Annotated in this window: 10 protein-coding genes and 1 pseudogene; 10 read left to right on the top strand and 1 reads right to left on the bottom strand. The window is 50.8% G+C overall.

What is annotated here, in order from left to right:
• Positions 1-70 precede the first annotated feature (70 nt).
• From ACFFLD_RS05545 to ACFFLD_RS05530, 4 genes and pseudogenes are all read left to right on the top strand, one after another.
• Complete coding sequence (locus tag ACFFLD_RS05545; RefSeq protein WP_386037773.1) at positions 71-3,079, top strand: ATP-binding protein; 3,009 nt, start codon at positions 71-73, stop codon at positions 3,077-3,079.
• Positions 3,072-4,778, top strand: coding sequence for a response regulator receiver domain (locus tag ACFFLD_RS05540; RefSeq protein WP_386037770.1), 1,707 nt, complete (start codon positions 3,072-3,074; stop codon positions 4,776-4,778). Before ACFFLD_RS05545 ends, ACFFLD_RS05540 begins: the two co-directional genes overlap by 8 nt.
• Positions 4,754-5,827: a DNA cytosine methyltransferase gene (locus ACFFLD_RS05535; protein ID WP_386037767.1), complete on the top strand. Its 1,074-nt coding sequence runs from the start codon at positions 4,754-4,756 to the stop codon at positions 5,825-5,827. Before ACFFLD_RS05540 ends, ACFFLD_RS05535 begins: the two co-directional genes overlap by 25 nt.
• Positions 5,828-5,880: 53 nt before the next feature.
• Positions 5,881-5,997 (top strand): annotated as a pseudogene (locus tag ACFFLD_RS05530) (hypothetical protein); the annotation flags it as partial.
• A gap of 80 nt (positions 5,998-6,077) precedes the next feature.
• Here ACFFLD_RS05530 and ACFFLD_RS05525 read toward each other — a convergent pair.
• A complete protein-coding gene (locus ACFFLD_RS05525) occupies positions 6,078-7,520 on the bottom strand; it encodes an NAD(P)/FAD-dependent oxidoreductase (protein ID WP_386037764.1) in 1,443 nt (480 codons plus the stop codon).
• A gap of 320 nt (positions 7,521-7,840) precedes the next feature.
• Here ACFFLD_RS05525 and ACFFLD_RS05520 point away from each other — a divergent pair, with 320 nt between their 5' ends.
• The 6 genes from ACFFLD_RS05520 to ACFFLD_RS05495 all read left to right on the top strand — a co-directional run bounded on the left by ACFFLD_RS05520 (position 7,841) and on the right by ACFFLD_RS05495 (position 14,159).
• A complete protein-coding gene (locus tag ACFFLD_RS05520; RefSeq protein WP_386037761.1) occupies positions 7,841-8,407 on the top strand; it encodes a TetR/AcrR family transcriptional regulator in 567 nt (188 codons plus the stop codon).
• Between the two features lie 151 nt (positions 8,408-8,558).
• Positions 8,559-9,269: a phosphatase PAP2 family protein gene (locus ACFFLD_RS05515; protein WP_386037758.1), complete on the top strand. Its 711-nt coding sequence runs from the start codon at positions 8,559-8,561 to the stop codon at positions 9,267-9,269.
• A 239-nt stretch (positions 9,270-9,508) separates the two neighbouring features.
• Positions 9,509-9,883 (top strand): SPW repeat domain-containing protein, encoded by a 375-nt coding sequence (locus ACFFLD_RS05510; protein ID WP_386037755.1) that lies wholly within the window; start codon positions 9,509-9,511, stop codon positions 9,881-9,883.
• Between the two features lie 304 nt (positions 9,884-10,187).
• Entirely contained in the window at positions 10,188-11,231 is a 1,044-nt protein-coding gene (locus ACFFLD_RS05505; protein ID WP_386037752.1) for a phosphotransferase, read from the top strand.
• 31 nt (positions 11,232-11,262) lie between these two features.
• The gene (locus tag ACFFLD_RS05500) at positions 11,263-12,483 is read left to right on the top strand and encodes an ABC transporter substrate-binding protein (RefSeq protein WP_386037749.1); all 1,221 of its coding nucleotides are present in this window, start codon (positions 11,263-11,265) and stop codon (positions 12,481-12,483) included.
• Between the two features lie 2 nt (positions 12,484-12,485).
• Entirely contained in the window at positions 12,486-14,159 is a 1,674-nt protein-coding gene (locus ACFFLD_RS05495) for an ABC transporter permease (RefSeq protein ID WP_386037746.1), read from the top strand.
• Positions 14,160-14,163: the final 4 nt, after the last annotated feature.

Below are 14,163 nucleotides of genomic sequence, written 5' to 3'. Positions count from 1 at the left end.
CGACATATGATTGATACATGGATTTCCTCAAATATTGCGAGCAAAAACAACTGAGACTTTGGAAGCTCTTATGGCTAAATTTGCAGTTAGAGCACGTGCCGTCGATATGTTAGGTCGCCAGCAAATTGCTGGCGTTCCCACTGCTATTCATGAGCTATTCAAGAATGCACACGATGCTTATGCAACTCGCGTAGAAGTTGACTTTATACGTGAATTAAATCAGTTAGTAATAAGAGATAATGGTCTAGGAATGTCTGAAGGTGATTTCCAAGACAGATGGCTAGCTCTGGGTACAGAAAGCAAATTTGGGGTAAACTCTCTATCCTTCTCTCAGTGGACTGGCCCAAATAATCTCCCTCTTCGACCATTAATGGGAGAAAAGGGCATTGGACGCCTGGCCATAGCTACTATCGCACCAGTAACTTTCGTCTTATCGCGAGCTGTTCGTCCAGATGGGCTCTGCGAGCTAACTGCATGCCTCGTCTGTTGGCCACTTTTTGAATTGCCAGGTTTAGATATTAGCGATATCGAAGTTCCATTACGAACTTTTAGTAGCCTCCCCAGCATTGAAGATGTTTCATCTATGGTCGATGAGGTTATATCAAATATTGAAGCCATCATACCCGACATAGATACACGCAACAGACTATTGAGGATTATGGAAGGTTGCAAATTTGACCCTATAGAAACGGATCTTTGGTTTGCTAACATAGCCGAAGAAGTTGAAGAGGAGAATCTTTCACTTACTGACGATCAATATGGCACTCATTTTTATCTTTTTGAATGTGACGAAAACTTAATCATTGATATTGGCGGAAATGAAACTGATCACAGTGCTCCGGCAATTAAACGAATGCTGCTCGGTTTTGGCAATACCATGTCTTCTGACTATTCCCCACCAGTCAGAGCTGAGTTTCGGGATCACAAGCCAACAGGGAATTTCGACGAATTAATTGGTGCTGATGAATTTTTTACGTCTAAAGATCTTCTTGCTGGGGATCACTTTTTTGAAGGACGTTTTGATGAATATGGCCAGTTTCGTGGCACGATTCGAATATTTCGGAGCGAACCAATTGACCTCATATTAAACTGGCCAGAAGCAAAAGGTAAACTAACGGCTTGCGGACCTTTCGGGTTGCGCCTCGGAGTAATCCAGGGTAACCCAGACGAAACTCTTGTCGACCCTGAAGAGTACAATCATATCGCATCAAAAATGTGGAGTTATGGAGGCCTCTATGTTTATCGAGATGGTATTCGCATTCTGCCCTATGGATTACCGGACTTTGATTGGTTAGGAATTGAGTTCAGGAGGACAAAGTCTGCATCCGATTGGTTTTTTTCTCATCGTCGCATGGCAGGCTATGTTTCGCTGAACAGGCATGATAACGGAGTTCTCAATGAGAAGGCTGGTCGTGAGGGTTTTAGGCAAAATCGTGCTTATCGTGAATTACAGGCAATTCTAGAAAACTGGTTCGAGCAAGTTGCAAAAGACTTTTTCCGGAAATCTAGCGAGCGTAGTCCTGTTTATAGAGAAATTCTTGATGGCAAGCGCCTAGAAGCTAAGCGGCTCCGAGAAAGAAAAGAAAAGGCTCTGGAATTAAAATCCCGATTTCGTGATGAGCTCAATATAAAACATGATGCAATCGAATCAAACAACTATGAACGTAAAGTTGAAAATATATTAAATAACGCTTTAGTGAAAATTGAAAAAATAAAATCGTTAGGACTTGCAGAATTATCAGGTAAAGATAAGCAGGCTCTAAGTAGTGAGTCTATCAAAATTGAAAATGATGCAGTCGCCGAATTTGAAAAACTGGGGCGAGATTTATATATACCTCGCCCGAGGAATTTTAGCCTCTCAAAAAATGATACCGGAGCATACGAAAGCTACTTAAGCTGGCTTGATGGTTTTCGCGAAAAAAAGCTTGAGCCTGCAGTAGAGAAAGTTCGTAGCTCAACAAATCTATTGCGTGAGCAGGTCGGAGTTAAAGTGTCTCGCTCTGAGCGCGCACGCAACTCTATTGCAGCTGAAGTCAATAGAGTTGAAGGGCTAATTTCAAAAAATGTCAAAGATATACAAAACGAGACCGAGGCTTTTAAAGATACGATCACTCTTCATACTGCTCAATTAAAAAGAAAGTTCTTAGAAGAAACTCAGTTCCTGCAAAGTGACTTACAACGCAGAGATTTAGATTTATTAGATAACAACGCCGCATTAGAATCTCAACGCGAAATCGAAATTCGACTCGAAAACTCTTATCTGGCTGCAAACAATATGCTTAAAGCACTTTTTGACCAGCTTAAAGCCGTTAATAACAATATCCGCCAGGATAGTCTTCCTGATGAAACCATAGCTGCTCTTGAAGGACGTATAAGTGAGCTGGAGGAACAACTAACTTTTTATAACGATCTTGCACAAGCAGGCAGCGCAGTTTCAATCCTCGGCCATGAATTAGAAAATGTTGTCTCTGGACTACGTGGAGCTATTCGAGATATTAAGCCATGGGCCGATGGAACTCCAGATTTAAATACTATTTACGGACGACTTCGTACTTATTATGATCATTTAGATAGTTATATTGGTTTGTTTTCACCGCTTTCACGCAGAGTAAGAAGACAGCGTGTAATAGTCACAGGCGCATCAATCTTGTCCTATGTACGGGAATTATTTAGTGAAAGGTTAAATAGAGAAGGAATAGAGTTAAGAGAAACCGAAAGCTTTCAAGCGTGGTCTATTCATAGCTTTCGCTCAACGCTAATCGCAGCAGCTGTCAATATCGTTGATAATGCAATTTACTGGATTGGGACTGATCGACATGCTGAGCGATGGATAGAATTCGACGCTATTGAAGACGGTATTATCATTCGTAATGGTGGGCCTGGAGTGCCACGCCGTGCAGCGAGGACAATATTTGAATTTGGGATGTCCAGCAAACCAAGTGGTCGTGGCATGGGACTAGCCGTATCGCGCGAAGCTCTTGCTTCAATCGGTTTAAAGCTCGAATTACTTGAAGAGGGAACAGAAACTCGCCCTGCCTTCATGATTCAACTAGATACTGGTGGCGAGCAAGATGACTGAGACAAATACAACATTCGAAGCTCTCTGCAACAGTGCTGTAAAAGCTTTTTTGCAAACAGTAGTTGTTATCGATAATGAGGCATCTTTAGTTTCTGATTATCCAGCAAAAAGAAACGTACCAACTACCGCAGCAAGAAAGCGGCTGGCAGCACCTGGGAAAGCTGCTACTGATGCTAGTACTTCGTCAGATAAAAGCACAAATGTTACCGGTTCTCAAACGAGCACTGAAGACGATGAAATAGCAGCGCATCGCCTTGAACTTAATAAGGTCTCATTGGCGTTTGCTGAGCAAGGACTGACTTGCGGAGTATATTTGCCTACCGAAAATGACCCTGCTGAGCCTGAAGAGCTCATAGCGGCAACAGTTCGAGCTATTCTTCCAACCGACTCATGCGTTCTTGATTGGCAGCTTAGGAAAGATGATAGTGGCCCAGCAATTAAAGCAATCAAGCAAATACTTAAAAAAGATATGCAAGAAGGTGGTCGTCTCAGATTAATTCTTATATATACAGCAGAGACACTAGAGGACGCCTCTCCAGCCCTTAATAGGGCGCTCCAATCTGACGGTCATGATATTAAATTTAATGCCCTCCCCAATGGCCCAGTGATAATTGGCGATCACTTTCGAATTGTCTTCATTAACAAGCCGACACTAGGACGAAGGCCCAGCGATGACCCAGCAGTCGTCTCTTGGGAAAACTTACCTAAGAGAATAATTCATGAGTTTACTATTCTATCTCGTGGGTTGTTGCGTGCTTTTGCTTTAGAGTCGGTAGCTGCAGTAAGGCGTGATATTCATAGAATTTTGGCCCAGTTCGATCAAGAACTGGATCCTGTATACGCTGGTGATCGAGCGACAAAACCTGACCCCGATGATGCAGGACGACTCGTGGTAGAACTATTACAGTCTGAACTCTCGCTTTCAATCGGCGCTAGTGGTGCTGAGGTTAAAACTCTCGGCTCAGAAAGCTGTATAGCCTGGCTGGCAGACAACGACCATCGACTTTTTGATGTAGATCTAAAAATGAGATGGCAAGATGAGCGTCCAGATGATCGCAAAATAAATACAGATGTTCGAAAGCGCCTGATCAATCAAGGTCCTAAAGATTTAAAAACTGAGAAATTTCACGCAAAAGTAACACGTGCGTTTTTTGCAGAGACTCAAGAAGAATTGTGGGAAAGGTACAGCTCACATTATGCGGTACTTACGACTTTAGCCTACCATTCAGGAAAACAAGCAGGGCGCACTATCGGCGGGACTCCAACGCTGAGTTTTGGTACAGTAATCGGAAATGATGAGAGTGACTGGCTTTGTATTCAGCCTGCGTGCGATTCGGTTAGAATTCATGGCGAAGCTTCTTTTTTGTTTATTAAGCTCATACAAAACGATGCAGATTTTGATCTCATTCTTCCTAAGAATGATCAATTTATGCGTTTTCAAGTTGCAAATGAAGGTAAATCTAAGCACCTACGCGAACTAAGAACACTTTGGTTCTCTCCTTTAGAAGGTAAGGATGTAATTTTAGCTCAACAACCTGATTCTGATGGGTACTTCTTTATCGATATAGACGATGAGCGCTGGAGGTGGCGCGCGCAGTTGAGAGAGATGACTGCGGTGCACCTTGCTCAGAAAGCCGTTAGGGCAATTGGCCGAATTGGATTAAATGAATTCGAATGGTTAAGAACAAGCGCAAAGTAAAAGCTGAGGCACCACTCGCTGCAGACCTGTTCTGTGGTTCGGGCTCGGTGTCCTCAGCACTGGTTTCGGCAGGCTTCCGCTTGGCTTTTGCAGTCGACAATGACGCTTCGGCAAAGACTACCTATACTGCGAATCATCCGTTTGCTCATTTTTTTGATCAAGATATCAGAGAAATCGACCCTATGGATGCCAGGAAATCTCTAAAAGGACAAAGATTATCGGTATTAGCAGTTTGCGCACCTTGCCAACCTTTCAGCTCTCAAAACCGAAAGCGACACACGACTGATGAACGCGCCCCGCTCGTACTTGAAGCATTGCGTTTCGCTAAAGTACTCAATCCAGAAACTATTTGGGTGGAAAACGTCCCTGGTATTGTACGCTCCGAGTCAAAGCAGCTGCTCAGAGCAGGTCTTGCCGACTTAGGTTATCGTTTTAGTGAACCTCTGCGCCTATCTGCAACCGATCTAGGCGTGCCACAGCGGCGCGTAAGATCAATTTTCGTGGCATCAAAATGCGAACTAGTATTAGCAAGATTCGAGAAATTACGTACAGATTTTATAGGATCAGCTCCCCCAACTGTTAAAATGGCTTTTTGCGGTCTTAAACCCCTCAGTGCAGGTGAACAGTGCTCAAAGGATCAACTTCACAGAGCGAGGCGCCACGCACCTATTACGATTCAGCGCTTGCATGCTGTTCCTAAAGATGGTGGTAGCCGCTCTGCCCTACCTGACGAGCTTCAGCTTGCATGTCACCGAAAGCTTGGAGACAAATCGTTTCCAGATGTTTACGGAAGGATGGCATGGAACTCTCCTGCGCCAACCCTTACAACAGGATGCACTGATGTGACTAGAGGCCGCTTCGCACACCCAGAACAAGATCGTGCTATAACGCTTCGTGAGGCTGCTCGTCTGCAAACCTTCCCAGATTCATATAAATTTGAAGGTACACCTACTCAAATTGCTCGGCTTATTGGCAATGCCGTGCCTTACGAAATGGCGCGCCGTATTTTTCATTGGCTTTTTTTAGAAGAATGGCCCCTTGAGGTTTAGCAAGTAGATACATACAGATATGACTTTGGCAGTTAGATAACCTCTGCAACGACAGCTTTATCGCCAAAGCGCCGGTCTCAGTGGTCGAAAAAGAGCGCGGCAAGCTGGTCGAATTCCAGTCCACCAAGCTGTTACTGGAAGAGCAACGGGCCAAGATCGAGGCGCTATAGCCTGATTGACGAACGTCGCTACAACGCAAAACGGCATCCACAAGATGCCGTTTTCCTTTTCGCTCATCAACTCAGCATGCTTAGTGGCGGAAGACGTACTCCGATCCATCGGTAAAGCGGCTGAAGCGATAGATCGACGGGTCACACGTTGTTTCCTCACCAGCAATCAGTTCAGCAGCCATTTCACCTGAAGCCGGGGCTGTCGTCAGTCCATTGCCTGAAAAGCCGGTAATAATGAACAGGCCATCAGCATCGGGGACTTCGGAAATCACTTGGGTTGAATCGGGAGTCGCGTCAATCATGCCAGCCCAGCGTTCACGCACATTGGCATTTTCATACTGAGGATAGGCATGGCGAAGGTTCGCCAAGGCTTTGTTCACCTCTTGATCGTCCACACTACCCGACAGCATACGTACCGCCTCAAAGGGGGTGGTCTCATCAGAGGTCCAGCTTGATTTCATATTGAGCGAGGCAAAGAAGTCGCTCGACATACGCACTTTGAGCAAATCTCCCGAATGCTTCAACGCAGGCAAAAAGTCCCGCAACATACTGAAGCTTTCTTTGGTGATGGGGGCGACATTGCTAGAAACCCCTACGGCGGTTTCCCCATTGGCCATCTGGCGCCACGCAAAATCAGGTCCATACCCTGCGCCGGGCAGGGCATTATCGATACGGCTCAAGCGCTGCATCGAAGATGCAATCGTCAGCTGAGGAAGATGAATACCCAAATTACCCGCAAACAGCGATGACCAGGCGCCGCCTGCCAATACGACACGCTTCGCCTTGATATAGCCCATTTCGGTATGCACACCCACAATCTGGCCACCTTGGCGGTCAATTGTCCGGGCAGCACAGGGCGCCACAATGTGAACGCCTTCACGCATCGCGCCCCGGGCAATCCGCGAAACCGGGTAGCTTGGCTCTGCCGTGCCGTCGCTGGGCTGATAGAGTGCCGCCTTATACTGCTGTGACGCACCGGGAATCAGCGCGTCCAATGCCGGCCCCGTCACCAACCGCGCATCGGTTTGCGGTTGAACCTGTAGGGCTTCCTTCAGCCAGGCTTGGCTGGCATCTACCTCTTCATCGGTGGCCAGCAGCGAATAGTTGCCCGATTGCCGATAGCCTATATCTTGATTAAAACGACCTGCGAACCCCTGCCAGATCTCTTTCGATCGGTTAGCCAGCTCTAACTTGCCCAAGTCCCAGCCGTTGGAGTAGATCCAACCAAACGCGCGGCTTGATTGCTCACCCGCTACCACCCCTTTCTCCAACACTACCGTTCTCAAGCCTTTCTGGTTGAGGAACAGCGCGGTAGAGATACCGGCTATTCCCCCACCGATGACGACGACATCTGCCTCGGCGGGCAACGTATCAGAGGTTGCCACACCTTCAGCGCGAGGAATTTGTGATTCAAGGCGCCATCCTGGTTGAGCGCCATAGGTCGCTCCCAAAAAACCGCCAATCACGCCGCCTGCAATACCGCTACCTGCCGATAGTAGAAAATTACGCCTGGATATCTTCATCACAAAAACCTTCAATGTCTTGCATAAAAGCGGCGCTCAGCGAGCTACGCAGTGGGAAGGGCCGGAATTATGACTGCTCAGTCGGAAAATAAAAAGTGTGCATTTTTGTTGCTATTGATCAACCCAGTGAAAAGAAAGAAGTGTTCAAATAACGGTCCGGTGGAATGGCTTTAGGCGCGAGGCGGCGTGTATGACGTAAAATGACAAGGTACTCACTCAGGTTCAGGTACTTGCTCACTGAGATACTTGCTCACTCAGGTACTTGCTCAGCCCCTGCTATCCAGCCACGGGCAGTGGCGGCCACCTCAACAGAGAGACTTATGGCACGTAAAAAAGAGATCTCGCTAGAACGCATTCTAGATGCAGCCGATGCCATCATCATGGAAAGCGGTGGACGACAGTTCACCCTCGACGCTGTGGCCGTAAAAGCGGGCATCAGCAAAGGGGGGCTGGTCTATAGCTTTGCGACAAAAGACGACTTGGTGGCCGCTGTCCTGCAACGAGAGATTGACCGGGTGCAGCGCGCGGTTAAATCGCGAGCGGGAAGCGACTGGGAGCATAAACATAAGCGATTGCTTGCCTATCTGGATGAGGCACTCACAGAGGACGATCGCCTCATCCGTCGCTCTGCCTATCTCATGACAGCCCTTCTTCATTCGCCTGAAAAATCACGCCCGGCGAGGGAGTACTACCGCTCTATTTTGGATTTATTCGACGACAATGACTCCGCGAGTAAAGATATTCGCCAAGCCGTTCTGGCCATGGAGGGACTGTTTCTACTGCGCGGATTGGGCTTGGCAGACCCAACCCCAGCGGAGTGGCGCTCAGTGCTGGAGCACGCCCGCGCCACCGTTGCCAATGCTATCACCGCCGGCAATACGGGTTAAGCCAGTACTTTTGCCACCACTTTACTCAAGTGGCCATACAGGGCGATTGATACGAGATGGTATTCGGCCAGATTAAGAAACACTGTTCCTTAACAGGCTAATTAATTAAACTGTCGTCATTCTCATGGACATTCATTAAGAGAGTGACGTTATGCAAACTCGCCGTATTTTATTTTATAACCTACTGGGGCTTGCGCTCATTTTGAGCTGGTGGCTACCTTCAGTGCTGCTCTGGACCAAGCTGGATGACGATGTATTTTTCTTCTTTAACCAGTTTATTAGTCCGATGTACCCACGCTGGACTGAGGCACTTGCTCTGCTCAATACCCGCGCCTTTGACAAGGTAATGTTTGTGGTACTGCTGGCGATGCTTTTTTTCGCCATGCGACGAGATCGCGACGGCGGCTGGCCGAAGTGGCTGGCTATTGGCCTGATCATGTCAGCGGTGGGCGCGCTGCTGGGGGAGATGCTGCATGTACACCTGCTGATGGCTCGCCCCAGCCCCACGCTCTGGCACGAAGGCGTTAACCTGCTTGACGATTATACCTATCGCAATGCAAAAGCGACGGCAGCCAATAGTTTCCCAAGTGACCACGGTCTGCTTGCCATGGTGTTTGCTAGCTTCATGCTGCGCTTTGCCGATCGTTTGATCGCATCACTTAGTGTGGCGATTGCCATTCTTGTCACGCTGCCGCGTATCATGGTGGGCGGTCATTGGGTAAGCGATGTCTACTTCGGTGCATTAGCGATCGCATTGGTCGTGCTGCCGTGGATTCTATGCAATGCCTACATCGTATGTCTGATTGAACGCATGGCCGCCCGCTTTGACACCCTGTTCCGCCAGCTACGTCGCAGCTATTAGCCGCGCCGCCATTAGACACCTTAAGCCTCGCTGGCGCGCAAATGTCAGCCAGCGAGCATGCCGATCTTGTTTCTTTATGTAGCCGTTTTTCTTAAAAAATGTGTTTTGTTTGGGCAATCATCGCACTTAGCGCGTCGCTGACTGGCCCCCTCCACCGCCTATGCTATGTTGGTGTTAACGCTGGTTGAAGCTGTCTTTAACCGGCGTTTTAACCACTTGGCCTATTAAGGAGGATAGCCATGCGCTTCATGTCAACTCGCGTACACGGGATAGCCGACTATGTCATCGGGCTGCTGCTTATCGCAGCGCCGTTCGTGTTCGGCTTTGCCACGGGTGGCCCCGCCCAGTGGGTGCCGACTATTCTGGGCTTGGTGATGCTGGGTTCAGCCATCATGACCAAGTACGAGCTTGGGCTAATGCACGTTATTCCTATGCCGCTACACCTGACCCTGGACTTGATCAGCGGTATTTTGCTGTTGGTTTCTCCTTGGCTGTTCGGGTTTGCCGACATAGTATTCTTGCCGCATGTCATTGTTGGCATTATTGAAATCGGCGCCAGCCTTACCACAGAGAAGCAGCCACGAAGCGTGACTGACGCAACGACCCGTCGCTGAGTGTCGCAGGTTTCCGGTTCCTAATACGGCCCGGAAACTCAGTAAATACCGCATTGACTAATAGCTTTTAAGCCGCGCCCATCGTTGTTGTACAGGTGGGCGTTTTAGCGTTTACTGCTTGCGTTTAGCGACCTATGCTACTGATATTCGTCACGTCGCCGACGTGGTTCAGTTGAGGGTTTAGGTTGATATTTTTACCCACGTCCGCTCTTTCCTGTCCCTTTTGCTTACTAAACGTGTAAGGTTGGTATAAGAATAGCCACTAAGGTGGCAACGTTGAGTTAGCAACGACACGGACTGCTTTATGCCAACACAGACTGAAGCGCGATTAACGGCGCTGGCAAGCGAACTTGAACGGGCGGAGATTACTTACCGTGAGCTTGCGCCAATGGCGGATACCGGGCTGGCCCATGATCATGTATGGATTCATCGTAACGCGGGTGATGACTGGGTGGCACGGCTCCCCAAGCAGAGCCAAATGAATCTGCCACCTGACGAGAACCTTGCCTACCAGGCAGCCTGTTATCAGCGCACGAGTCCCGGCGGTCATACCCCAACACTGCACGGCATTCTGCCCCCAAGCGAGTCGCTACCACGCGGCGGACTGCTGGTCGAGGCGATCCACGGTCGGATGGCGACACTCCCCGAAGACCTGCCGGCCATTGCCAGAGCGCTGGCCAGCTTACATGCACGGCCGTTGCCCAGTATCGAGGCGCGCCAACCCTTACTAGCGCCTGACGACCCTTGGCAGGCCATGGTCAATGAAGTGCACCATCAGTCTAGCTGGCTGAGCGATGCGCAGCTTTCCCGAAAGGTCACACAGCGCATTCGACAGGAGTTGGATTTACTGCCGCCCCGGCTAAGTGATGCCAAACCGACATTGATTAGCTTTGATACCCATCCCGGTAACTTTTTGATTCAAGACGACGGCCGCGCCATTCTGGTCGATTTAGAAAAGTGTCGCTATAGCCTACCAGGCATCGACCTGGCCCATACCTCGCTGTATACCTCGACCACTTGGGACATCAGCAGCCAGGCGGTGCTGTCATTGGGTGACGTCATTGACTTTTACCGCCACTGGCAAGACACCCTGGGCATAACCGTCGACACCGACACGTTGGTTGCCTGTCGGCGTGCTACCTGGCTATGGTCGCTAACCTGGTGTACGAAATGGCGCGCTCAGCACATCAATGCCAGAGATGCCCAACAGCGCGGGGAAGACTGGTCGGCAGAACTCACCGACCCCGCCGTGATTGAGCACGTGCGCGACCGCGTAGAACATTACCTCTCGCTGCCGGTAATCGATCATGTTCACAGCGAGCTTCAATGTTTACAGGCTTCCCTATAACGTTGTTATCTTCCCAAAATTGAGGTGTGCGATGCCTATTAAACGTCACTCTCTGCGTGTGGCCACCACTGCCACACTGCTAGCCCTTACGCTGCCTGCCATGGCGGCTCCTGATCCCAGCGACTGGCAAGACGTGGTGACCAACGCCGAAGGCCAAACCGTTTACTGGAACGCCTGGGGTGGCGATACGCGCACCAATCGCTACATTGCCTGGGTGGCCGAACAGATGCAGGCGCAATTCGACATTGATGTCGAACATGTAAAACTGGACGATACCGGCAGCGCGGTGGCACGAGTGCTGGCGGAAAAACAGGCTGGTAATCACGACGAGGGCAGTATCGATCTGATTTGGATTAACGGTGAAAATTTCGCAGCGATGCGTGAAAGCGAATTGCTATATGGACCATTTGCGGAAGATTTACCTCATTTTGCGCTGTCCAACGCTAGCGAGAACCCAGAGGTCGTCACCGACTTTACCCTCCCGACAGAAGGCTATGAGTCACCTTGGGGAAAAGCGCAGATCACCTTCTACTACGACAGTGCTCAAACCGAGACACCCCCGCAGGACATGGCGTCGCTACTAACATGGGCGCAAGCTAACCCCGGCCAGTTTAGCTATCCGCGTATTCCCGACTTCACCGGCAGCACGTTTTTAAAGCAGGCGTTGATCGAACTGAGCGAGCAGGACGACGCGCTTTATCAGCCGGTGACGGAGAGCGATTTTGCCGCCGTCACGGCGCCGCTATGGGCCTATCTCGACGAGCTACACCCTCACCTGTGGCGCAGTGGGCGCAGTTTCCCCGACTCAGGCCCTAACCTGCGCACGCTGATGAGCGATGGCGAGCTGAGCTTGGCATTTTCGTTTTATCCCACCGATGCCGCCGTGGCAGTCATGGAGTATGAACTACCCGATAGCGTGCGTAGCTACGTGCTGGAAGGCGGCACCCTGGGCAATGTTCACTTCGTGGCAATTCCCTATAACTCGCCGCATAAAGCCGGTGCCATGGTACTCGCCAATTTTCTGCTCTCGCCAGAAGCTCAGGCCCAAAAGCAGTCGTTGGCGATGTGGGGCGACCGCAGCGTGCTGGATATTGACCAGCTAGATGCCAATGACCAGGCACTGTTTGAGCAGGGTGAACGCCACCCGTCGGAACTACCAGCGGATGCGCTTTCCAATACCCTGCCCGAGCCTCACCCAAGCTGGATGACCGCCCTCCAAGACGCGTGGCTTGAGCGTTACGGCGTTAACTAGGCATGCTGCGACTGGCCCCAGCGCTCATCATTGCCCTGCTAGTACTCCCTGTCGGTGCAGGGCTTGCAATGGTGGTGCTGCCAGCGTTTGGCTACCTCCCGGCGCTGGGCGGCGACCGTTTTAGCCTAGCCCCCTGGCACACGCTGTTCGCCCAGCCAGGGCTGTGGCGTTCCGTGGCGGTTAGCGCTACCAGTGGTTTAGTGAGCACAGCGCTGGCGCTTGTTATCGTGGTGCTGTTTTTAGCTGCCAGCGCAGGCACCAGCGTCGATCGTACTATTCGTCGCCTGGTGTCGCCGCTGCTGGCCATTCCTCACGCGGCTGTCGCGTTTGGATTCGCCTTTTTGATTACCCCTTCTGGCCTGGTGTCTCGCTTGATATCGCCCTCACTAACGGGATGGGAGCGTCCACCGGATGCGCTTATCGTCAACGACCCCTGGGGGCTTTCTCTTATCGCGGGGCTGGTGCTGAAAGAAGCGCCGTTTCTATTTTTGATGAGTCTGGCGGCGCTGCCGCAGCTAGCGCCGGAAAAACGCTTGCAGCTGGCTCGATCGCTGGGCTATGCGCCCACGATCGCCTGGCTAAAAAGCGTGCTGCCGTCTCTCTACCCACTGATTCGCCTGCCGGTATATGCGGTCATCGCCTACGCCAGTTCGGTGGTCGATATGGCGTTGATCCTGGGCCCTACGCTCCCACCCACCCTGAGCGTATCGATTCTTGGCTGGTTCAACGACCCCGATATCAGCCGCCGATTCATGGCCTCGGCAGCCGCCGTGTTGCAGCTTGGCGTCACGCTGTCTGCACTGCTCTGCTGGTGGCTGTTAGAACAGTTTATTCGCACATTGACACGCGGTTGGCTGCTTAACGGCAACCGTCAACAGGGCGAAATAGCGCTACGCATGATTGGCCGCTCGGGGTTACTGGTTACCAGCGTAACGGCCTTGGCGGCCTTGGTGGGGTTAGGGTTATTTTCGCTGGCCGGTTTTTGGCGCTACCCGGACCTGCTGCCTCAGATGTTGACGCTTGATCACTGGACGCGCAGCGCTTCGTCGCTGGGCTCTCCGCTGCTCAATACCGCACTGATAGGTCTGATAGCCACCACACTGGCAACGGTACTGGTCCTCGCGGTACTTGAAAATGAGCACCGCCAGCATGTGCAGCCCAAGCGTGCCCTATGGTTGCTTTATTTTCCTTTGCTGGTGCCACAAATTGCTTTTTTATTTGGGTTGGTAGTGGCCGCTGAAAGCCTGGGAATTCGTCCCCAACTGGGGTTGGTCATCGCGGGCCACCTGCTGTTTGTGCTGCCCTACGTTTATCTCTCGTTAGCCGAAGCGTATCGCCGATTGGATCCACGCTGGCTGCAAGTGGCACGCTCGCTAGGCGTGTCACGCAGTATGGCATTCTGGCGGGTTCGCTTGCCGCTGCTATTGGCACCTCTGTTAACCGCGTTGGCGGTTGGCCTGGCGATCAGTATTGGGCAATATTTGCCTACCCAACTGCTGGGGGCAGGACGCGTAAGTACGGTCACTACCGAAGCGGTAGCGCTTGCCTCGGGCGGTAACCGGCGCTTAATTGGCGTATGGGCATTGATGCAGGCAGGCCTACCGCTCATCGGCTTTATGCTAGCCCTAGCGGTCCCCCGCCTGTTAAGTGCCCAACGCCGTGAAATGGCCAGCTAAAAGG

The sequence above is a fragment of the Vreelandella sulfidaeris genome (genome assembly GCF_042429665.1).
Taxonomy (GTDB): Bacteria; Pseudomonadota; Gammaproteobacteria; order Pseudomonadales; family Halomonadaceae; genus Vreelandella.
This window is presented reverse-complemented; position numbering and strand designations above follow the sequence as displayed.

Coding starts and splice junctions, on each gene's coding strand:
- ACFFLD_RS05535 (WP_386037767.1), top strand. CDS start 4,754: ATGGTTAAGAACAAGCGCAAAGTAAAAGCTGAGGCACCACTCGCTGCA.
- ACFFLD_RS05515 (WP_386037758.1), top strand. CDS start 8,559: ATGCAAACTCGCCGTATTTTATTTTATAACCTACTGGGGCTTGCGCTC.
- ACFFLD_RS05505 (WP_386037752.1), top strand. CDS start 10,188: ATGCCAACACAGACTGAAGCGCGATTAACGGCGCTGGCAAGCGAACTT.
- ACFFLD_RS05510 (WP_386037755.1), top strand. CDS start 9,509: ATGCGCTTCATGTCAACTCGCGTACACGGGATAGCCGACTATGTCATC.
- ACFFLD_RS05495 (WP_386037746.1), top strand. CDS start 12,486: ATGCTGCGACTGGCCCCAGCGCTCATCATTGCCCTGCTAGTACTCCCT.
- ACFFLD_RS05520 (WP_386037761.1), top strand. CDS start 7,841: ATGGCACGTAAAAAAGAGATCTCGCTAGAACGCATTCTAGATGCAGCC.
- ACFFLD_RS05500 (WP_386037749.1), top strand. CDS start 11,263: ATGCCTATTAAACGTCACTCTCTGCGTGTGGCCACCACTGCCACACTG.
- ACFFLD_RS05525 (WP_386037764.1), bottom strand. CDS start 7,520: ATGAAGATATCCAGGCGTAATTTTCTACTATCGGCAGGTAGCGGTATT.
- ACFFLD_RS05540 (WP_386037770.1), top strand. CDS start 3,072: ATGACTGAGACAAATACAACATTCGAAGCTCTCTGCAACAGTGCTGTA.
- ACFFLD_RS05545 (WP_386037773.1), top strand. CDS start 71: ATGGCTAAATTTGCAGTTAGAGCACGTGCCGTCGATATGTTAGGTCGC.